Source organism: Acinetobacter sp. N1-1 (assembly GCF_056711485.1).
Genome location: NZ_JBWXUO010000012.1, coordinates 146,035 through 168,776 on the forward strand (window position 1 = coordinate 146,035; position 22,742 = coordinate 168,776).

13 protein-coding genes are annotated in these 22,742 nt (G+C 37.0%); 6 read left to right on the top strand and 7 right to left on the bottom strand.

The genetic code is table 11. The annotated features are described in order from the left end of the window. Positions 1-66: 66 nt before the first annotated feature. A complete protein-coding gene (locus AC1MPL_RS00950; protein WP_237416155.1) occupies positions 67-2,247 on the top strand; it encodes a TonB-dependent siderophore receptor in 2,181 nt (726 codons plus the stop codon). A 56-nt stretch (positions 2,248-2,303) separates the two neighbouring features. On the opposite strand, the gene AC1MPL_RS00955 is transcribed toward AC1MPL_RS00950, so the two are convergent. The 6 genes from AC1MPL_RS00955 to AC1MPL_RS00980 form a co-directional block, all read right to left on the bottom strand. Then, entirely contained in the window at positions 2,304-3,527 is a 1,224-nt protein-coding gene (locus AC1MPL_RS00955) for a magnesium transporter CorA family protein (protein WP_237415024.1), read from the bottom strand. 82 nt (positions 3,528-3,609) lie between these two features. After that, positions 3,610-5,700: a polyribonucleotide nucleotidyltransferase gene (gene pnp / locus AC1MPL_RS00960; RefSeq protein WP_479766119.1), complete on the bottom strand. Its 2,091-nt coding sequence runs from the start codon at positions 5,698-5,700 to the stop codon at positions 3,610-3,612. A 241-nt stretch (positions 5,701-5,941) separates the two neighbouring features. Beyond that, positions 5,942-6,211 (bottom strand): 30S ribosomal protein S15, encoded by a 270-nt coding sequence (gene rpsO, locus AC1MPL_RS00965; protein WP_023273031.1) that lies wholly within the window; start codon positions 6,209-6,211, stop codon positions 5,942-5,944. A gap of 831 nt (positions 6,212-7,042) precedes the next feature. Beyond that, positions 7,043-8,827, bottom strand: a complete 1,785-nt coding sequence (gene recD / locus AC1MPL_RS00970) for an exodeoxyribonuclease V subunit alpha (protein ID WP_479766120.1) — start codon at positions 8,825-8,827, stop codon at positions 7,043-7,045. A gap of 109 nt (positions 8,828-8,936) precedes the next feature. Beyond that, positions 8,937-12,680 (bottom strand): UvrD-helicase domain-containing protein, encoded by a 3,744-nt coding sequence (locus AC1MPL_RS00975; protein WP_479763516.1) that lies wholly within the window; start codon positions 12,678-12,680, stop codon positions 8,937-8,939. A gap of 23 nt (positions 12,681-12,703) precedes the next feature. Next, positions 12,704-16,378, bottom strand: coding sequence for an exodeoxyribonuclease V subunit gamma (locus AC1MPL_RS00980; protein ID WP_479763518.1), 3,675 nt, complete (start codon positions 16,376-16,378; stop codon positions 12,704-12,706). 217 nt (positions 16,379-16,595) lie between these two features. Between AC1MPL_RS00980 and AC1MPL_RS00985 the strand changes: the two genes are divergently transcribed. Beyond that, positions 16,596-17,105, top strand: a complete 510-nt coding sequence (locus tag AC1MPL_RS00985) for a class I SAM-dependent methyltransferase (RefSeq protein ID WP_237415029.1) — start codon at positions 16,596-16,598, stop codon at positions 17,103-17,105. Between the two features lie 3 nt (positions 17,106-17,108). On the opposite strand, the gene AC1MPL_RS00990 is transcribed toward AC1MPL_RS00985, so the two are convergent. Then, positions 17,109-18,521: a phosphate--AMP phosphotransferase gene (locus AC1MPL_RS00990; RefSeq protein WP_479763520.1), complete on the bottom strand. Its 1,413-nt coding sequence runs from the start codon at positions 18,519-18,521 to the stop codon at positions 17,109-17,111. Positions 18,522-18,649: 128 nt separating this feature from the next. Between AC1MPL_RS00990 and AC1MPL_RS00995 the strand changes: the two genes are divergently transcribed. The 4 genes from AC1MPL_RS00995 (at position 18,650) to AC1MPL_RS01010 (ending at position 22,730) form a co-directional block, all read left to right on the top strand. Then, positions 18,650-19,354, top strand: a complete 705-nt coding sequence (locus AC1MPL_RS00995) for a DUF8198 family protein (RefSeq protein ID WP_479763522.1) — start codon at positions 18,650-18,652, stop codon at positions 19,352-19,354. 142 nt (positions 19,355-19,496) lie between these two features. Further along, positions 19,497-20,420 (top strand): bifunctional demethylmenaquinone methyltransferase/2-methoxy-6-polyprenyl-1,4-benzoquinol methylase UbiE, encoded by a 924-nt coding sequence (gene ubiE / locus AC1MPL_RS01000; protein WP_479763524.1) that lies wholly within the window; start codon positions 19,497-19,499, stop codon positions 20,418-20,420. Between the two features lie 18 nt (positions 20,421-20,438). Then, a complete protein-coding gene (locus AC1MPL_RS01005) occupies positions 20,439-21,107 on the top strand; it encodes a ubiquinone biosynthesis accessory factor UbiJ (RefSeq protein WP_479763525.1) in 669 nt (222 codons plus the stop codon). 3 nt (positions 21,108-21,110) lie between these two features. Continuing rightward, the gene (locus AC1MPL_RS01010; protein WP_479763527.1) at positions 21,111-22,730 is read left to right on the top strand and encodes an ABC1 kinase family protein; all 1,620 of its coding nucleotides are present in this window, start codon (positions 21,111-21,113) and stop codon (positions 22,728-22,730) included. Positions 22,731-22,742: the final 12 nt, after the last annotated feature.

Sequence of the window (22,742 nt, forward strand, 5' to 3'; positions counted from 1 at the left end):
AATAATATTGATAATTATTATATTTTATATAAAATAGTGTCATATTTTTGTAATTATTTTATAGTCATGTTTATATTCAGTCAGCAGAATTTTCTACGTCACCCGCTTAGCTTCAGTATTCTTATTGCTTTAAGCGCCACTTCTTTACATGCAGAAACAGTAAATACGCAGCTTGAAACAATTACTGTCAAATCAGAGCCTTCATCTACCTTAGAAGCTGCCACAGGGCTTAAACTCAAGCCAAAAGAAACACCTCAATCTATCTCTGTTATTACTCAAGAGCAGCTTAAAGACCAAGGTATTTCTAGTTTAAGTAAAGCCTTAAAGCAAACTACAGGCATCAATGTTATTCGAGACTCAGGAAGATATCGTTTTCAATCTCGTGGTTTTTATATCGATCAAATTGAAGAAGATGGTCTAAGTAGTACAGTCCCTGGTTCTGCTAGTAATTCAAATCGTACAGCATCTAGTTCTTCAGATTTAGATATTTATGAACATATTGAGGTTGTTCGTGGCGCTACAGGCTTAACTCAAGCCAATGCAGAACCTGGAGGTACCATTAATGTTGTAAGAAAACACCCAACCGAAGAGTTTCAAATGCATGGATATGTGCAGGCTGGTCAATGGAATAATGTTCGCTCGATGGTTGATACCTCTGGTGCTTTAAATAATAGTAAAACAATCCGAGGTCGCCTCGTTGCAATTGATGGGACTCAAGACTCATTTAAAAACAGTGTCGATAGCGATACAAAAACGCTATACGGCGTATTAGATTTTGATTTAACACCATCAACCCTGCTACGCCTTGGTGCAATGTACCAAAAAACACATGATGTACCAGATTACTTTGGCATACCTATGGCAGTAGGAGGAGTAGATTCAGGCTTACCAGCGCATACTTTCTTAGGCTCAAATTGGTCTACTTTAAACTTTGAGAAATATAATGCTTTTGCAGAGTTAGAGCATCAATTTAATGATGATTGGAAAATCTCAGCAAATATCAATAGTAACTGGAATAAGTCTTTACAAAAAGTTGGCGGACTAACACAGCTTACAACGAGTTATACGGGTATTAATAGTAACACCCCAAACCTGAAAATGAATAACTTTCAAAAATATAACAATTCAAGTGATGAGTTGACAGCAAGAGTTGCTTTAAGTGGCAAATACTCTTTATTTCATACGACACATGAGCTGTTTGCAACACTTGACTATAGCAGCCTATATGAACTGTCTGATTGGAAATCTATTGTTAATAATACAGCATATAATGTCTGGACATTCTCTCCCTCTCAAGTTCAAGAACCTGATTGGAATAAAAACCTAAGCCACCATATTTTTTATAATAATTATGTTATACAACAGGCAGCATCGCTAGGTACTCGATTGAATTTTCCTAAAGACTTCCATCTAATTCTAGGTGGTCGTTATACACAATCTACTACTAATGGTTCGGTATATTATGAAACTTATAATGGTAAGCCTGATGGTGAATATGCTAAAAATCGAGAGGTTAAGAAAAACAAACTTATTCCTTATATTGGTTTAACTTACGATCTCACACCCAATACAAGTCTTTATGCAAGCCATACTGAAATCTTTAAGCCACAATCTTTTCGTAATATCAAAGGTGAAATTTTAGATCCTATTGTTGGCAAGAATCAGGAAATTGGGATTAAGTCTGAACTATTCAATCATCGTTTAAATGCATCACTAGCCCTATTTAATATTGAACAGCAAAACAGACCACTTACTGACCCCCGAAATATTAATTTTTCTATTCCTGAAGGAAAAGTACGTAGCCATGGTATAGATATCGAAATCTCAGGAAAAGTGACTGATGATTTAGCAATATTCGCAGGATATACCTTTAATAAAAGCAAATACTTACAAACTGAAAGCTCACGTTACCTAGCAGGTAGTAATTTTAGTAAACATACACCTGAGCATATATTCCGAATGTATACCCAGTATCAACTGCCTGGTATATTTGATAAATGGTCAACGGGTATGGGGTTAAGTACACAAACAGAGACCAGTAGTTTATATGACATTCACCAAGGTGGTTACACTTTATGGAATGCCAATTTACGCTACACCTACTCTGAAAACCTATCCTTTAATTTAATTGGTGAGAACCTTACCAACAAACGCTATTACGAAAATAATAGAATGCGCATGAATGGCGGAAACAACTTCCTTGGTGAGCCAAGAAGTATGCTATTTCGTGTAGATTGGAAATACTAATCCTTTAAAATTTTCAGGTGTAGGTCACTCAGTTAGATCTACACCTGAGCATTTGTCTACTTTCTCTTAGCAAACTGCTCTACTTCTTTAATTTTTTGTTTAATTGGATCCATATCTAACAATGAAAGGAAATTCGCTCCTTTTTGCTCATGAGATTGAGACAATAGATCCAAAACACTTTTTTCACTACGTCCAACCAAATGACGACGATAAAAATAATAAATAAGTAAAATTGTACATACAAGCATTGCCACAAGCATCATCCAAAACCCTTGAGGGGATTTCAAGCCTGGAATAAACTCAAAGTTCATTCCATAAATACCTGTTAAAAGTGTTAAGGGCGCAAAAACTGCCGTAATGATTGCAAGAATTCGCATATTTTCATTGGTTTGGTTCGAAATCGCTGAAAAGTGTAAATCTATTGCAGCCTGAATAGAACTTCTTAACCGTGCAGTATGCTTTTGAATACGCTCAATATGACTAGCCAAATCATTAATACGTACCAAAACTAAATCTAAAGACTCAAAATGCTTTTCTTGCGATAAGTGGTGGTAATTTTCTACCGTTTCATCCCTTAACTCTTGTAATGTCTCTATTTGCTCCTCACATAAGTTTTCAACTTGCTGAAAAGCCATATTTTCATCAAGGAGCTGTTGCCATTGGTGGAAGTAGTGCTTCCCTTGTAGTAATTCTTTCTGCCAATATTCAACACGGCGTGTTAAAGGCGCTCTTAAACCTAAATAATCATCAATCATGCTATTAAGCACTCTCAATGCAAGATTAATTGAAGTAACTGGAAGTTTTCTTTGCTTATTTTGCTCATTTGGTTTTTTATCAAATAAGCCCACAAGACGATCTATATAGTTTTGAATCGCTTTATTGCCTTGCTCTCTAACAGTAATGAGAGCTTTAGGTGCAATAATAAAGTTAACAGGTGTCGTAATTAAACCAAACTCACTTTGATGTTGCTCAGATTCTATTTCACCTGAACCTATTTGGTCATTTGGTGTAACTAACTTACGAAAAATCAGAAAGTCATACTCTTCCATCACATCAAAACCACATGGGTGTTCAATATTTAAAATATCAGACGTATGTAACTCATTAATTGTAATATTTGTCTGCTCAAAGATATCTCTTTGCCACTGCTCAATATTACCTACAACTTCCGACCTTAAACTATCAACCCACATAAAGTTTAAAATACAATTGTCATGCTTTTGTTGAGAAACAAAAATCGTATTGTCATCTGGACGGTGGTAGAAATAATAAACTTGCATAAATAATTATAAATTTTTCATCGTTATATACATGATGCCTATAAAAAAAGCCCGCATCAAGCGGGCTTTTTTATAAATATACTTATGCTTGTTCGATATCTTTCATCGTAAGCTTAATACGACCGCGGTTATCAACATCTTGTACTTGTACTTTCAGTTCTTGACCTTCAGTCAATACATCCGTCACATTTGCAATACGTTCATTCGAAATTTGCGAAATATGAAGTAAACCATCTGTACCAGGCATAATGTTTACAAATGCACCAAATTCAACGATACGAATGACTTTACCTTGGTAAATTGTACCTGGTTCAATTTCAGCAGTTAATGCTTGAATCTTAGCAATTGCTGCTTTCGCTGCTGCTTTTGTTTCACCAAACACACGTACTGTACCATTGTCTTCAATATCAATCGCAGCTTTGGTTTCTTCAGTAATTTGGCGAATTGTCGCACCACCTTTACCAATAACATCACGAATTTTGTCTGGATTAATGCTGATTACTTCAAACGTTGGCGCATGTGCTGAAATTTCAGGACGTGCACGAGAAATTACTTTATTCATTTCATTCAAGATATGCATACGACCTGCATATGCTTGATTTAATGCAACTTCCATAATTTCTTCAGTGATACCTTCAATTTTGATATCCATCTGAAGTGCAGTAATACCGTTTTCAGAACCTGCTACTTTAAAGTCCATATCACCAAGATGATCTTCATCACCTAAGATGTCAGAAAGTACAGCAAAACGCTCACCTTCTTTTACTAGACCCATCGCAATACCTGCAACAGGTGCTTTTAATGGTACACCTGCATCCATAAGTGACAATGAAGCACCACATACAGAAGCCATAGATGAAGAACCATTCGATTCTGTAATATCAGATACGATACGAATTACGTATGGGAAACGTTCAATTGGAGGAAGAACCGCTTGTACACCACGACGAGCCAAACGACCATGACCAATTTCACGACGTTTCGGGCCAGTTTCACGACCAGTTTCACCTACAGAGTATGCAGGGAAATTATAGTGCAACATGAAGTTATCTGTTTTTGTACCAGATAATGTATCCACCATAAGTGCATCACGTGTATTACCAAGCGTTGTTGTCACAATTGCTTGTGTTTCACCACGTGTAAATAGTGCTGAACCATGTGCACGATCAAGTACACCTGCTTGTACATCTAATGCACGTACAGTTTTCGTATCACGACCATCAATACGTGGCTTACCTGACAAGATATTGTCACGTACTGTACGGTACTTTAAATCTTCAAATAAGAAGTTAACTTCATCAGCAATTTTACCGCCTTCGTCTTCTTCAGGTACGAACTGAGCAACAGCTTCTTCATATAAAGCACCAAGTGCCGCATAACGGTCTTGTTTTACAGCAATGGTATATGCTTCTGAAATTTTTGCTTCAAACGCTTCTTTTAACTTTGCACGAAGTGTTTCATCATTCGTTGGTGCAGCCCATTCAGATTTTGTTGTACCTACGGCAGCTGCAAACTCGTTAATTGCTTGAATCGCAATTTGCATTTCATCATGGCCATAAAGTACTGCACCAAGCATTTGGTCTTCTGAAAGCTCTTTCGCTTCAGATTCAACCATTAATACAGCAGACTCAGTACCAGCAACAACAAGGTCTAAATCTGATTGAGCCATTTGCTCAAAGTTAGGGTTTAGAATGTATTCACCATTAACTAAACCAACACGCGCACCAGCAATTGGACCACGGAATGGTGTATCTGCAATTGCAAGCGCTGCAGATGTACCAATCATTGCTGCAATATCAGCTTCCATTGTCTTGTCAGAAGAAACAACTGTTGCTGTTACCTGTACTTCGTTGTAGTAACCTTCTGGAAACAATGGACGAATTGGACGGTCAATTAGACGAGATGTTAAGGTTTCTGCTTCTGAAGCACGACCTTCACGCTTACCATAGCCACCTGGAATACGACCAGCGGCATATTGTTTTTCTTGGTAATTTACAGTTAAAGGGAAAAAGTCTGTCCCTGCTTTTGCAGTTGGCTGTGCAACAACAGCAACCAATACTGAAACTCCACCCATTGTCACTAAAACAGAGTTTGCTTGACGTGCAATACGACCAGTTTCTAAAACAACTTGGTATTGTCCATATTGAAATTCTTTACGCGTAATATTAAACATCGACATATATTTTTATTTCCTGATTTTATTCTAGTGGAGACCCCTAAGGTTTGGCATTTACACTACTTTCTTATTTTGTAACTATAAATGACAAAGCTTAGAAGCCGACCTCACTAGAGTTTAAACACAAAGAAGGAGCGAACATTCGCCCCTTCCTTCCACTTAGAAAACTAAGTGTTGCTTCCCAGTCACGAAGTTAGTTTCAACCTTCGGTATTCCGAAAAAACATTTTATCATCGAATTAACGACGTAGACCCAACGCACCAATTAATGCAACATAACGACCGTGGTCTTTACCATTTAAGTAGTCTAGTAACTTACGGCGTTGGTTAACCATACGGATTAGACCACGACGGCTGTGGTGATCTTGTTTGTGTGCTTTAAAGTGGCTTTGTAAATCGTTGATTTGAGCGCTTAATAAAGCAACTTGTACTTCTGGTGAACCAGTGTCATTTTCTGCACGAGCAAATTTAGCAACGATTTCTGCGCGATCTTGTGTAGTTAAAGCCATTCGATTTCTCCGAGATGCTTAAAAATTTAAAAACTGATATAAAACAATTTTAGTAACTAAAACTGTCTGCCGTGCATCACTACAGCAAGGACTTATTTTAAGTGAAAAAGACTAGAATTGCAAAATGCTTTCTGCACTTAGTCCTTTAAAAGCTCAAATAGCTTCATACCATCGTAATCATTTGTATAAATTAAGCATATGGATAAATCATATTAAGACTCAAAACAATAAAATTATAACTTAGACAGTAAATATTATAATTTTGATACAAGTAAGCGTTGATTTTTTTAAACAGAATTCATTTCAGTGTTCAAAAAGATGAATAAATTTAGTCATCATACGATTAACCATACTTTATCAACATTACATTTTAATAATCCAAATAATAGTAGGCCCAAGTTTCCTTGGGCCTATAATATGCGCTGTGTTGCTTAGGTTATTGTTCTATCGTATTGTTTTTATCAGAAATCCTTATCTTTGTTACTTTACAACGTCCTTATATCTCCTATATTGACACATATTTTGTTAGATCATAGTGGTTTTTTCTTCACATGTTGTACGCAATTACTTACAGGCAGAATGTTCTGTATATAAAAAAGCCCTGCAGTCTCTCCCAAAACTACAAGGCCTAATGTTATGCCTACTTATTCTACTGCTTACAGATCATTGTAAGTTCGCTGTCATTCAACTTTTATTTTTATTATGCGATTTCTTGCTTAATTTTCCTGACTAAGCTTATTTAACGTTCTCATCATCTCAAAAATAAAAGTTAAGCTCTATGGGTTAATTTCTGCATTTTACGTAAGTAATAACTTACAAAATATAATCATCTCACAATACATCAGAAGTTCTAATAAAGTTGTTTATTTTCGAATATAACCCACTTTGACGTACTGTTTTTACTGCTAATGCTGTTGTCAGCGATTCAGGGTTAACAAATAAACTAACAACGCGCTTCGCTCGTGTAATTGCTGTATATAGCAATTCTCTACTCAACAGCCTTTGGGAACTTTCTTCAAGAACAACAGCAACATGCTTAAACTCTGAGCCTTGTGATTTATGAATTGTCATTGCAAAAGCTGTTTGAATTGTTTTAGGTAATCGTGTTGCAACCACCCATTTATTTAAACTGGGAAAAAACACTTCATATTGTTTATGATCTTGTCGATGTCTAAAGCAAATCCCTATATCGCCATTTGAAACACCCAGCTGATAGTCATTTTCTATTACCATGATTGGTCTTCCAACATACCAATCGGTTTCACGCGTTGAATAGCCCAAAACTTCTTGTTTAAACTGCTGTTCGACATATTGATTCATTCGATTTACACCAAATACACCAACATTCATTGCAGTTAAAATACGGTAGTCGTTAAAGGAGTCTATGGCTTTTTGCCTTAATGATGCCAAGTCACTCTCATCTTCACCTTCCACTGAGTCATATGCTTTAACGGCTTTTATATAATCTGTATAACCTAAACAGAGCTGATCTAAAGTTTTCTCAAGTTCATTTTCTGTTATTTTTTTAGGTAAATAAGTCAGTTGAAGATGATCTTCTATAAGAGTATCTAAATCGATATATTCAATATGAGAAGCACGCACAACCTCATCATTAAAGTTTTTTAAAAGTTGCTCATGATCAAATACTGTATTAGACGTACTCACTTGCTGAATAAATTTTGCCATTTTTCCAATTTGTGCATCATCATTAAAGCGACGGCTATGTACAAGATGAGTGCGGTAAGCCTGTAATGCTTCTATTTGCTGTAAATCTGCTAAAACTGAGCCAACACCAACAGAAGCAAGCTGATTTGCATCACCTAACAAAATAAGTCTTGCTCCATCTGCAACTGCTTCAAAAAGTACAGTTGCAAGACTTAAATCAAGCATAGAAGCTTCATCGACAACAATGACATCAAAAGGTAGTGGTTGCTTGAGATTAAACTTTGCAATGCCTCTATTTCCCATTGCAAGTAGACGATGTAATGTTACAGGTTGAACCATTTGTAATGCGGGTGTAACGAGTCCCTTATCATTGAGTAACTTATCTTGAAATGCACCTTGCAATGCCTCTTGCATTCGCTGTGCTGCTTTCCCTGTGGGTGCTGCCATTGCAATGCGTAAGTTGGGTGTCTCTTTATTTAACACAGCAATAATACGTGCAAGCGTATAAGTCTTTCCTGTCCCAGGTCCACCTGTAATTATGCCCAGATGATGCTGTGCAACCATTTTTAATGCGAGCTTTTGATATTTATCAACAAGTAAATCTTCATAAGCACTTATATCTAAACTTATTAAAGGTTGCTCAATCAATCTTTTTACTTGCCTTGCCAGTCGTTGCTCTAGCGCATAATATCTATACAAGTAAACCCATTTACCATCATAAATAAAAGGACAGGTATAGCTTTTCTCTTCGAAAGCCACTAGACTACGCAACCTCTCGACAGTTGCTCGGTCTATAGATAAGCAACTATTCCCCTGAGCATTAGACAGCAAAATGTTTTGTATAACCTCTTGCGTGTTCTCTTTTTCATTGTTTGCAGTAAAATCGAGTGTATTGGTCAAATACTCAGACCATAAAATCATCCACTCATCGTATTTTTCCAACTTATCCAACTGCTTACTCACAGAGTTATCCTCAAACTTATTCACACAGATATCAACAGAGTTATACTCACGATTATCCACAATTTAACATTTTGTTTTTTAAGATTTTATATTTAATCTAAGCCAATTTCTGCATAGCATAGTAACCCAACATCGCATCTAAGCGTTGAATAAACTCTGTACTTGGTTGCCAATGACATACACCCATATTTTTTTGCCCTGTCATGCCACGCAAATACAAATATGTTGCCCCGCCTAAATGTTGTTCTATATCATACCCATGTAAACGCTCTTTTAAATAACGATGCAACGCCACAAGATATAAACTTGCCTGTAACCAATAACTACTTTGCGACATATTTTTAGCAATTTCATTTTGCGTATAGCTCTGAACTGTTTCACCTAAAAAGTTACTTTTATAATCTGCAATGTAATATTTACCTTCAGACTGATATACCAAATCAATTGATCCATTTAAGAAACGCGAAGACTCTGCACTATTCAGCGTAGGAACAAATATATCGTACTCTTGAAAAAGCTGATGGATACGCTGACTCGCAAATACCTGATCTGACAGTGCTAAATAGAAAGGAAATTCTGATAAGTATGCATTCGGCTTAAGTTGCCCAAGCATAAATCCACTTCCAAATGGTGTAGACAAAATATCGTTTAACCAAGATTTCACATCTGCAATTAAACGCTCCTCATAATCCTGTTCATGAATACCAGCATCAAATAATACTTGGTACTTTTCAAAAACTTGTTTCTTGAGTGTGCTGTAGTCATTTTTAAAACGGCGATAAATTTCTAAGTCCCATGAGCTTTGGTCTTGAAAATCGAGATGTTCAAAAATCTCATGTAAAAAATTACCTGCATGTGTTCCCATTGGGAAGTTTCGTGCAATCCATGATATTTTTTCCGCATCATTTGAGCTTACGTCATCTATATCATTAATAGATTCGACGACTAAAACCTCATCATCTGCTGCAGCTTCATTACTTGTATATGTAGCTAAAACATCTAAAGCTTGTTGCTTGGTTAAATGCTGTGCCAATGCAGAAAAACTGGTTTTCAATCTTGGATATAGCTTCAGTTGAGGCTGTGGTATTGCAGATAACTCAACAACCTCTTCACGAGCTTCTTTATAGGGTAAAGGTTTACTTGTGAGTAGTGGCTCATCTGTTGCCGAAATATGGTTAAACAGCGTAGGTTGCACTCTCCAAAAATTAACCCCGCTTGTTGTTTCAGTTTTTCCTTTCTTATTTAACACTACATAAATACGATGACTTGCACGCGTAAGCGCTACATACCACAAACGGTTTTGCTCTGATTGCTCACGTGAATGATGCTGCTCCATCTCAATTTCACTCAAAGCTGTTTTATCATCTATCGCGATTACACGTCGATTCTCTGACTGTTGTGTCGTTTCATTAAACTCCTCAATCATAGAAAAATTTAATGCGCTGTTGTTGTTATTAGAAGATCCATTAGCATTAAGTAGAAAAACAATTTTGAACTCTAGACCTTTCGATTGATGAATCGTCATCAACTGTATGCCTGCATTATTAGATAAACTGCGTTCTAGTTCCCACTCTCTATCACTCGGCGAAGTTACTTGTTTTAAGTACCAATTAAATAGGTTTTTAGGCCCTTGATACTTGCCACTATGCTGACTTAGCAAGTCTGATAAGTGTCTTAAATTGACAACACTTCTTTCATTATCTCGACTCTCAAATCGAACTAAATTACGCCATACATCAAAATACCGTAAACAATACTGCCAAGCTGCTAAAAAGTGGCGTTCAAACCAAATTTCACGGATTTCACCAAATACCGAGATGAACTGCCCTAGACCATCTGTTTGACATTCAAATTCATTTAATTTTTTGAGTGTGTAGCCTAACATTCGGCTAAGTAAAGCACGTTTTACTTTTTTTTCATCATAAGGGTTCATAATTGCTGTGAGTACTGCTGCAACATCTTGTGCAAGTAAGCCATCAAAGACGCTTCTTTTAGATGGTCGGTTTACTCGTATACCTAAACGTTCTAGCTCAAACTGTACTTTGTCTAAGCCATCATGATTTTTAGACAGTACAGCAATATCTTTTGCAATGATCGGAGTATTTAAATGATCGTGTGATAGATACAATTTCCCTTGTTGTCCCTGCTGCAACAGTGTAGATATTTTCCATGCAACTTGAATTTCGGGCTGAACCTCGCCTTCCATATGTAACCAACGTAATGGTTTTGGATTTTCTTTATTTTCATCAATTAATGATGGATGTGGTCGTGTACCTGCTTCTACAGGCTCATAAACTACTTGTTCACCAAAGTTAGGCTGTTGCATAAATAGCGCATCTACGGCTTCAACCAATGGCTTAATGGTTCTATGATTGTACTTTAAACGATAAAAATTACCTTTCTTAGCAAGCACATCATTATAAGCACGAATAAAGGTAAGCATATCTCCACCACGAAACCCGTAAATGGCTTGCTTACGATCACCCACCATAATCATGCAGCCTTTTTCATATCTCTTAGGTGCACGCCAAATACTTGCAAGCATGTTATCTTGCTCTTGGTTGGTATCTTGAAATTCATCAACTAAAATAAGTGGATAGCTGGTCTGTACGAATGCTGCAAAGTGTTCACCCTGTTCTCCCTGTAGTGCTTCAGACAAGGTTTTTATTTGCTGTGCAAACGTGGTTTCGCCCTGTTGTTGGAGCAGTGCAGGTAAACGTAATTTTACCTGTTCACATAGATGATATTTCAGATAGCCTTCTGTTTGTCCAAGCGTACTTTCCATATGCTGTGTATGTATTAATACATCCACTAGTTTTTGCAATGCCTCATCGTTATAGAAGCATATCGCATCTTGCTCAGTACATTTCTTAGTAAAAATTTTACCGTCTTGAATGTTTTTGACAAACTTTTCAAGTGTTGTACGTGCATCTGTAAATTCTTTTAAAAAGAATGATCGACCATCTTCTTTTAAAATTCGCTCTATAGCCTCAGGAATAGTTTTCTCAAATAAAACGGTAAAACTGTCTTTAGTAAATATTTTTTTATTAACTGCTGGAAAATAATCGCCATCTGCCAAATAGTAAGATGCCAAATGCGCCAAGCTTAAATTTCGTAGTTTTTCTCGTAATTTTAAAAATTGATCTATTTCTATTTTTGGAGGCTGTACAGGCTTAAAATATGCGCTGGTAAAATTTAGTGCCTCTTCCACAATTTTTATATATTGATGAGTTGGCTTTAGGCGACCAGTCATATAAAACCAATCTACCTGTTGTTGTGACTGTTGTTGCAACCATTCACGCAGCACATCATGTATTAGTTGCTCAGTATACTGCTTTGACTGATCCGTAATATCAACTCGTTCAATTTTACCACTTTCAAATGCAAACTCTCGTAGTAACTTCTGACTAAAGCTATCCAGCGTACCCACAAATAGTTCATCAAGCTGTTCTAAAACCAATTGTAAGCGACTACATGCGTAAGTCACTTGTGTATAAAATTTTTCTAATAAAACAATTTTTAATGGGTCTGCACTCTCTGCTTTAAGTTGTTTTAAGTGCTCGATATTTGCTTGATCATCAAATCCTTGTCGTTCCTTAAAGAATTGATGTATTTCTATCAAGCGCAGACGAATACGTTGTTTCAACTCAGCGGCAGCTGCACGCGTAAATGTAGTTGCAACAACATGTTTAGGCAAATGCTTTTCTAGTAAAATACGCACAAGTAAACTAGACAGCGTAAAAGTTTTTCCTGAGCCTGCCGAAGCTTCTATCCAATGCAGCCCTTGAAATTGAATATCTTGAATCGGTTGAAAAGATACTTCTCGTACAGTTGGTTTCACAATATTTTCCTTTTCAACTTCAACTATTCATCAACATTCAAATGCTCATAAATTGGTGCATATAAACAATATGCCCATTCACGACAGTGACTTTCTAATAAAATACTCGCATCTTGTTCCTGCAAAATAAACTGCCAGTCTTGATGATACTTCGATGCTTTATCCTCACTTGCAGAGAATGCATCACTGTATTTTTGTGGGTCATTCCAATGTTTAAATAGTGATTGCCAAGTTTTTTCATCTAAACTATTTTCTTCTGTCCACTCAGGCTGTTTATTCTTTTCACTTGGTTTAAGTAATAATGCAGCAGGTAAAACAACTGGTGTCGTAATTGCCTGTTGCCATAGCTTCCACCAATGTTCCAAAAAGATATTTGCCTGTGCTGAACTCACTCCTTCATACGTAATGGTCTGGTCACTAAATACAACAATATAACGATAGTCCTTGCCTTGCTCATCAAGGTTTAAATACTGCAACCACAATAAATACTGAAGCCATGCTTTTGTACGTCGTTCAGCACGTGCGCTTGAAATCTGTAGCTCAACCCATTGCATTTCATTGGTTTGCTTTGGCACAGTAATACGTAAGTATAAATTTTCTGCAATACATAAGGTTTGTTGTGTCGTTTTTGTGGGTTCATCTGCATATGTATGTAAACGTTCTAATAATGTTAGATACTCTTGTTGCGACTGTTCCCATGCACTCTGCTGTACTTTACCCACAGGCAACTGATCCAACAATATTTTCATATTTTCGACAGGCACATTTTGTGATTGTAAAAAACGCCTTACTTCATATTTTGCTAAACCATCCAATACTAAAGGCTCTTCATCATTATTTTCTTCAATATTTTTTATATTTTCGACACCAAGCGTTTTTAAATAAAGCTGTGCGGGGAACGTAACATCATTCACCCATTGGTTGCTGTCTAATACCAATACATCAGATGTATCTATTTCATAACTCTGATCAATCCAAGGCTGTCTTTTACCTGAATGATGCTGTAACTGCTGCGCAACTGCAAACCATTGATCTTGATAATGTATCGCACCTGAATTGATAAAGTTAATTGCATCAAAAGGTTGTAATGCATGAATGTGATATATAGATTCAAGCTGTATTGGTACATTCATTTCTTTGAGATATTTCGATTTTTCTTCTGCAATTTCTGTATTTATCTTTTCTTGAGTAATCAATGCCAAATGATCCATAAACTCTTGCAACACACTTGAGGGTTGCATCAGCTCACCACTTTTTTCATCAAAACCATTATAAAACAACCAAAAATTCTCTTTGGCCAATAATAATGTATCTAAAAAAGCGCCTTGATCATCCTCTAAACGTGAGCGATCACCTAGAATTGGACGTAAAACTTGCATCAAATCAAAAGGTATATGACGATCTCGACTTGGAAACACGCCACTGTCTAAACCAATAACCACCATTAATTTATAAGAAATTGGACGAATTTGCCCAATTTCACTAAATGTAATATGTCCACTCGGTTCAGCATTTTCTAACTGACTTTCTAAACCTTGCTCAATCTCTGAAATTACATATGTAAGTGGTAAAGTAAGGTCATCTAGCTGTCCTATTTTTTCTTGTGAATTGCGCTTTTCATAAGTTACAGAAAGCGTCAACATACGAATATGTTTATGAATGAGTTCCGTCACCGTACGCAAAATATCTTCGCCCTGTTGCTGAAACTGCGCAACTTCTTCTGCAAGTACGGTCAGCCAATACTCAACACTATAAGGCTCACCCTGCTCATGACAAATGAGCCAATCACGACGATGATTTAAATCATTATAAATTTGAATTAAATGACCAATCAGTGAAAAATCTTCAGGTTGTACTTCAGCATAGCTTAGCGTATCTAAAACCAATGTATGTTCAGGTACTGCAACTCCCATCACTAAACGGTCTAAAGCAAATTTAAAACTAAAACGATAGTCCTGATCTTCTTCAAGTAAAAAGCGTTTTAAATGTGCTTCATCTAAACCACGCTTAAACCCTGCATTTTCAAGGAGTGTGAGCATACGTGTCACTTGCTCATGGTCTAAACCATAATAGCGCTGTGTAGGCAATAAACTTAACCAATCGGCAAATTCACTATACTTAAAACGCCCTTGTGGCAACTGAATTCGCCCAATCACTGCCAACCATGCATTGGTTAAATCAAACTGTGGTACACCTACAATTTTAATCGGTAAATAACTTTCCTGACGTTGTCCTTGTTGCCGTGGTGGTGGCGCAAACACACTACGAATCATGGGCTCAAGCGTACTCAAATCAGGCGCAACCACTAAAATATCATCTAAACGGCGTGGTGCTTCTTTTGTTCCTTGTGACAACCAATATGTAAGCTGATCTTTTAAAACTTCAAGCTGCCTTAAATTAGAATGACAGACATGTACTTGTATAGATTGATCTTCTAAAGCAAGCGGATAAGCATGTGCTTCAGGCTCCATGAGAAATAAAATATCGGACTGTACTTTACCCAATAAAGTATTTTGATAGTCATCAAAAAACAAATCTTCCCATATCCCCTCTTCACCCGAGGATAAGCCTGCCAACAAGGAAAAATGGTCACGTGCTTGTTTACCAAACCGAGTAAGCAATGGATGCCTCGACTCTCTTGCCTCTGCATTAAAGGTCACATTAAAAGTTTGAATAAATGCTTCAATTTCTGTATCTGTAAGTTTTTTTCCTTGACGCTCAGTTTTATCTCTAAAACGCTGTACAGCCTGCGCATCATAGGTTTTTTTCCAATTTGGATCGACACTGTCTGCCCAATATTCTTGCGATGGATTGTAATGATAAATCGTGACATCAATATACTGCCCCAAACGGCGCAAAAACTGTAATTGATTCGGGGGCAAATCTAAGAGCGTAAAAATTGTGACTTGTCGAGGTAACTGTTTTAATGCAGTAGTCTTGGTTGCCTCTAAAATTTGCCAAAACTGCGTATCAATGGCTTTGATTTTGAGAAAGTCTTCATGAAAAACTTCATGCCATAACCAACGTTGCCATGCCTCTAATGACTCAGCTTGCTCTAAATTATATAAAGAAATATTTTTTGACTGCGGTGAAATTAGAGATTCCACATCAATAGGTTTATCTTGCCCCCAAGCATCGAGCCAATTTTGCTTACAAGTACACTTACCTTGGGCATGTCCTTCAAAACAATAACCACGGTATAACATGTAATGGCCAAATAGACGAGAAACCTGCTCAGAAACCCAATACAGCATGCTTTGCTTTTTTATTTGGCGTTGTAATGGGTCTGTTAAATGAGCAGCACTGTCAAAAATACGTGCAATAATATCGAATAACGCATGTTGCTCCGAGATCTCCATTTGCGCAGATGCAATAAAAGGACGCAGTGCTTCATAAATACGCCACTTCATGACCAGTCGAGGAATATTTGCCTGACGAACTTGGTCTTTATCAGTCATCACTTGTTGGTAAACATACCACTGAAAAGTTTGAATACGCTGATGATAAATTTGATTGGCACTAATCCCTTGTTGCTCGGCAATATATTGTTTTAACCATTGTTCAATGGCCTGATTCGGCACAATAAAATGCTGTGTTTCCAATACCTGAAATGGATCATTCGTGACTTTCGACTGTTGCTTTAGTAGCATCTGTGCCAATACTTCAAGCTGTTGACTTTGAAATACATGAATCCCCATTTCTTATATTGCTCCTTTTCTAGAGGATGCATATTACATCACTCTATTTATCTAAAGTAGTGAAGTAAATTTACGTATTAATTACTTTTTTTATCTACCTAAACACTTGCGAAGATTACCGTATTAAATGTAACCTTATTTTATCAAGCCAAATTTATATAAATATTAAGCTTATTGTCACTTTTATCGGCAACAAAAATTTTAAAGGTATCATGATATGAATATTGACAATGTACCCGAATATATTGATCCACATTTAGATTTAGAACAAGCCAAGCGTGAATGCCTAGAGCTGATAAAAAAACGTGCGTACATTTCAGCAGGTGCTGCAATTGTCCCTATTCCATTTTTTGATGTTGTCATTGATGTTGGCTTACTTACATCGCTTATTCCCGAAATGAACCAACGCTTTGGACTTTCAAAAGAATACGTAAGTGTTTTCAACCCCAAAACCAAAGAAGTAAAATGGGATGAACTCCGCAAACGTGGCGTTGAATTTACAGGCTTAATGGTAGCGCGCACAGGTGTTAAAAAATCAATTAATGGTTTTATTAGTCGTATGCTCACCAAACAAGTTACTAAGTTTATTCCACTTGGTGGTCAAATTGTTTCGGCAAGTTTAGGCTATATTGTGTTCAAAAAAATTGCTGAAACACATATTGAAGATAGCTACAAACTTGCTAAAAGTGTTCAAGAAAAATCTCAACCTAGAACTGTAAGTGCTTAAGCCTTATGAGGGCGGATATCCCGCCTTCATTTGCTGAATAATTGCCTCTAGAACTTGTAACCGTGCATGTCGCTTATTGTCAGTGGCAATAATATGCCATGGTGCAAAAACAGTATCTGTATTGGCAAACATATCTGAAGCAGCCTGCAAATAATTATCCCACTTTTTCCGATTTCTCCAATCTTCTTCTGTAATCTTAAAACGTTTATGTGGTGTTTCTTCTCGTGCTTTAAATCGTCTTTCTTGTTCGTCTTTATCTATAGATAACCAAAACTTAATCACTACTGTATTGGTACTCACTAAATCCTGCTCAAAACGATTAATCTCACTATAAGCACGTTGCCATGCTGCATCATCTGCTAATTTTTCCACACGTTCGACGAGCACTCGACCATACCAAGAACGATCAAAAATTGTAATTTTTTCCTGATTGGTCTTCATCCAAAAGCGCCATAAATAGGGATGTCTTAACTCATATTCTTCTGGTGCAGAAATGGCATGAATATCATACTCACGTGGATCAAGCTTCTTCACAATTCTTTTAATTGCACCGCCCTTACCTGCTGCATCCATACCTTCAAACATAATAACAATACGGCGTTGATCTTCACGCAATAAATGCGCTACTTGCTTGGTCAATTTTTTTAATTGCTGTTTATAAGATGAGTGATCAATTTTTTGTTCTGGAATATGAATGAGTTTTTCATGAATACTAGACTGTTTCCAAATGGCTGTATGACTTACAGATGGCAAAGTATCTTGTTTTAAATGCTTTAAGATATTAAGTGCAAATTTGGTATTCCGTGATTTATGATCATCTTCATCTATAATAATCCAATCTTGAGTAAAGCGTTGGCGTAACCGCTGTACATTTTCATACTGCTTTTTCTTATGCCAATCGACACCATGTAAACGGTGAAGTTGCTGTTCTGACAAGTCGATATCTTGAAGCCTTTTTTGCAAATGAGACCAAGATGTATCAAACCAAAATTTGACTACATCTACAGCATTATTTTTTAAATCATTCTCAAATTCCTGCATCCTTTGTACATAGCCATTAAATGTACTCTCATCAAAAGGATGATTAATGTGCATTGCTGTTGTAAGTAAGTCACTATACCAATTTCCAAAAAGCACAACAATTTGCCCTTCTCTCGGAATAGCAGAAACATATGGCTGCCAAAAAGGTTGCTCATTATTGAGTAACTGTGGTGTATCCGCCTTAACCCTTAAATAACGTGGGTCTATCCATTCTCGTAATTGTTTTACTGCCTCACCTTTTCCAGCAAGCTCTATACCACTCACCAAAATTAGCAAACTTTTGCCAGTTTTTGTACCACGTGCTTTTTTAAAAGCATACTGTGCTTCAATGAGTGCAAGTGATAACTCATCTTCATGTATGCTGTTGTGATTCATGCCAGATTTCCCATTATTTTTCTTTTCAATCATGATCAATTTATACCGTATTTTTACGCAATAAATATATTATTTTTAGGAAAGGCAATTTATGATGAATATGTTTTCTTTTGTTGTTTTATATTCATATGTCAAAACTTGCTGTACTTGACGATCTCGTATCACGGTATCAACAACTTAAATACCATAATAATCCTGCACTAAAAAAACGTTTACATGATGTACAACAGTGGCAGAAACACAGACTATGTAAAGCACACCAACATTTTTTTGCACAAAAGAATCATGAGCTGATGGGGCACTATTTTGTGCAACGTTTATATGGCGGCCCTGACTTTGATCTCATTGCAGAACAAGTTTCTCGCCTCATTCAACATGCACATAAAATTGAACGACTCATTCCAAGTACAGCCATTGAAACAGGTACACATGGTATTGAGCTTTCCATTTTAGCTGTACAACTCGATGAAGAAGTTGCCGAAGCATTACTTAAACAATATGATCTAAATACACCTCTAAATAATGCAATGATGCAACAGTGTTATATTCAAGTAGAACAAGAAAAGGAACGGCTCAAACAGCTTGAAATGACCGATAAACTTGGCTGTTATTTAGACCGTCATTTACGCTCTTTCATGCTTCAAACAGTATTTAAAATGGGAAAACCACTTGCATATAAACATAAATTAGACACACTTTATGGTTTCATGCATGAAGGATTTGTGGCATTAAAACCATTAAAATCTGCCGCAACTTTTGTAAAAACGTTTACGAATAAAGAACGACTAGTGATTGAAAAATTACATACGGGGCATCCTTCACCATTTGCTTAGCTCAGCAATAAGATAAAATGCCACAACAACAGATTTTTTCTGTATATTATTGACCTATCTATACATTACAGTAAATACAAACAAAGATTCCTTGTTTAGTAATGTTGTTTTTTAACTATTCTGCGTGATCAGGAGAAACTCCATGTCGAATGAAAACCAAACGCCTACAACAACACCAAATACGGCTACTCAGTCAGACAAAGTGAGTCCATTTTTATCTTCTCCTTTACCTGAAGGTACACCTCAGGGTCAGCAGACCTCATCACAAACATTAAACAATAATAAATACACGCTTCCAAAAGGTGCAAATAAAAACGAACAAGTGGGTGAAACCACACACTTTGGTTTTGAAACAGTACGTACCGAAGAAAAAGAGCAAAAAGTTGCTCATGTATTCCATTCTGTTGCAAAAAAATATGACCTTATGAATGACCTTATGTCATTTGGTATTCATCGCTTATGGAAACGCTTTGCAATTCAGATGTCAGGTGTGCGCCGTGGTCAGCACGTACTTGATATTGCAGGTGGTACAGGTGACCTTGCTAAAGTGTTCAGTCGTGAAGTTGGTTCAGAAGGTCATGTTGTATTGTCAGATATTAATGAGTCAATGCTCAATGTTGGTCGCGATCGTCTTATCGATGCAGGTTGTACCAATGTCGACTTTGTTTTAGCAAATGCTGAATCTTTAGAACCATTTGAAGACAATAGTTTTGACCTTGTTACAATTAGCTTTGGTTTACGTAATGTTACCAATAAAGAGGCTGCGCTTGAGTCCATGCTACGTGTACTTAAACCAGGTGGTCGCTTACTTATTCTTGAGTTTTCAAAGCCAATCTTTGAACCATTTTCAAAACTCTACGATGCTTACTCATTTACAGCATTGCCTTTAATGGGCAAGATCATTGCAAATGATTCAGAAAGCTATAAATATTTGGCAGAGTCAATTCGTATGCACCCTGACCAAAAAACGCTGAAAGGCATGATGGAAAATGCAGGCTTCCAAAACTGTGACTACCATAACCTTACAGCAGGTATTGTTGCTGTACATCGTGGCTTCAAACTTTAAAACATAAGGATATTCCTCATGTGGTCAGTACTGGCGCTCAGCGTTGCAGAAAAAATGGTTAACCGTATGGTTGACCTTGATTCACTTACACGTGTCCAATTGAATGCGTTAGAAGGTCAATGCCTACGCGTCATTATTGACTCGCCTCAACTCTCTGTCGACGTTCTATTCGATGCTGAAAAAATTCGGCTCGAACCAACCGTTACAGGTCATACCTCAGTAGCTTCTATTTTTAAGCAACGACCTTTTAACCAAAAAGAGCATGTGGTTGATGCAACTACAACGCTACATGTCGAGAACATTGTTGCCTTAGCAAAACTACTATTAAATAAAGAGGTGGGTAATATTCCTGTACAAGGCGATTACCATTTACTGCAAAATATTCAGAACATCTTACAACACATACAACCTGATATTGCTGCACAGCTTTCACCATGGATAGGTGCAAATCTTTCTAGTGCTATTGGTCAAGTACATGTTGTACCGAAATATATTCAACGTTCAATTCAAAGTCAGATGTTCTTTTTAGAAGACACCATTAAAGAAGACAGTAAGTTATTTGCTGCTAGATGGGAAATGGATGATCTCAACAAAAGTACTCGACAACTACAACAAAATATTGATCGCCTCGATGCAAAAATTAAATTGCTTAAAGAAAAACTTACTTTAAATCATTCGGGTGATTAAATTATGATTCCGCATATTTCACGTTTACTCGAAGTATGGCGTATTGCAGCGCATTATCGACTAGATACTTTAATCTCTGCGGAAGATATTCCACCTAAAGCACATCCATTGCTTAAACTCATTCGCATACACCCTGCAGCATGGTCAAGTAAGCATATAAACAACCCCCTTAAACTCAAAGAAGCCCTTGAAGATATGGGGCCACTCGCCATAAAAATGGGGCAACTGCTTTCTACCCGACGTGATTTAATTCCACCTGAAATTTTACAGCAGTTGGTCATGCTACAAGACCAAGTTAAGCCCTTCCCTATACAAGTTGCAAAAGAGCGCATTCAGGCTTCATTTAAAGCAGATTTAAATACTTTATTTAAACGTTTTGATGACCAACCTCTAGCTGCTGCATCTATTGCTCAAGTGCATACTGCTGCCCTACATGATGACCGTGAAGTCGTTGTAAAAGTAACACGCCCTGATATTCACCCCCAACTCATTCAAGATTTTGAAGTCTTAACATGGTTCGGGCAACATTTAGAAAACCGACTCGAAGCTGCACGTGCAGTACATTTACTTGAAATTATTCAAGAATACCGTCAAACCATACTCAATGAACTCGACCTATCATTAGAAGCCAGTAATACTCGTCGTATGCGCCAGTGCTTTATAGGCTCAAGTATGATGTATGTGCCTGAAGTCTATATGGATAGCACCGATGCTATGGTTGCCGAGCGCATTACAGGTGTGCCTATTTCAGATACAGAAACCTTTGACAGTTTGGGAATAGATCGTGCAGATTTGGCTGAAAAAGGACTCACTGTCTTTTTTACACAAGTTTTTCGAGATAACTTTTTTCATGCAGATATGCATCCGGGCAATGTTTTCGTAGAAACCATTAACCCTAAAAATCCAAGATACATTGCACTTGACTGTGCAATTATGGGTGAGCTTTCCAAAAAAGACCAAATGACTGTGGCGCGCATGCTCCTTGCAGTCATGAATGGCAACTTTACACAATTGATTCAAGTCGTGCATCAAGCAGGTTGGATTCCACCCGATACCAACCAAGATGCTCTTGCACGTGAAATGCGTAGAACTATTGCACCAATGATTTCACAGCCAATGCATGAACTCGACTTTGCAGGTATCTTACTGCAAATTATGGATATTGCACGGCGTTTTAGATTAGAAATTCCACCTCAACTCATGTTGTTGTTAAAAACACTGGTACATATCGAAGGCTTAGGCACAGATCTTTACCCTGAGTTAGATATTTGGAAATTGGCAAAACCTATTTTAACCAAATGGGTCAAAGCCAATATGGATCCTATTTATAATATTAAGCAATTTGGTAAACAGATCCCCGATCTTTTACTCGGTGCACAAGATTTACCAAGTCTAATTGTCAATAGCCTCAATGGATTAAAAAATCAGTCTGCATGGCAAGATAAGCAATTACGAGAAATACAACAACTGCGATTACAGCTTGAGTATCAGCAAAAAAGAAACTGGATTTTTGGCAGCGTACTTTTAATTGTGCTCTCTATTGCAATTATCTCACCTTGGTTTATTTCTATACTCCTCATTATTATCAGTGCCTTACTTGTTATATGGCGTTTGGTTCGATAAGAAAAGCGTTTA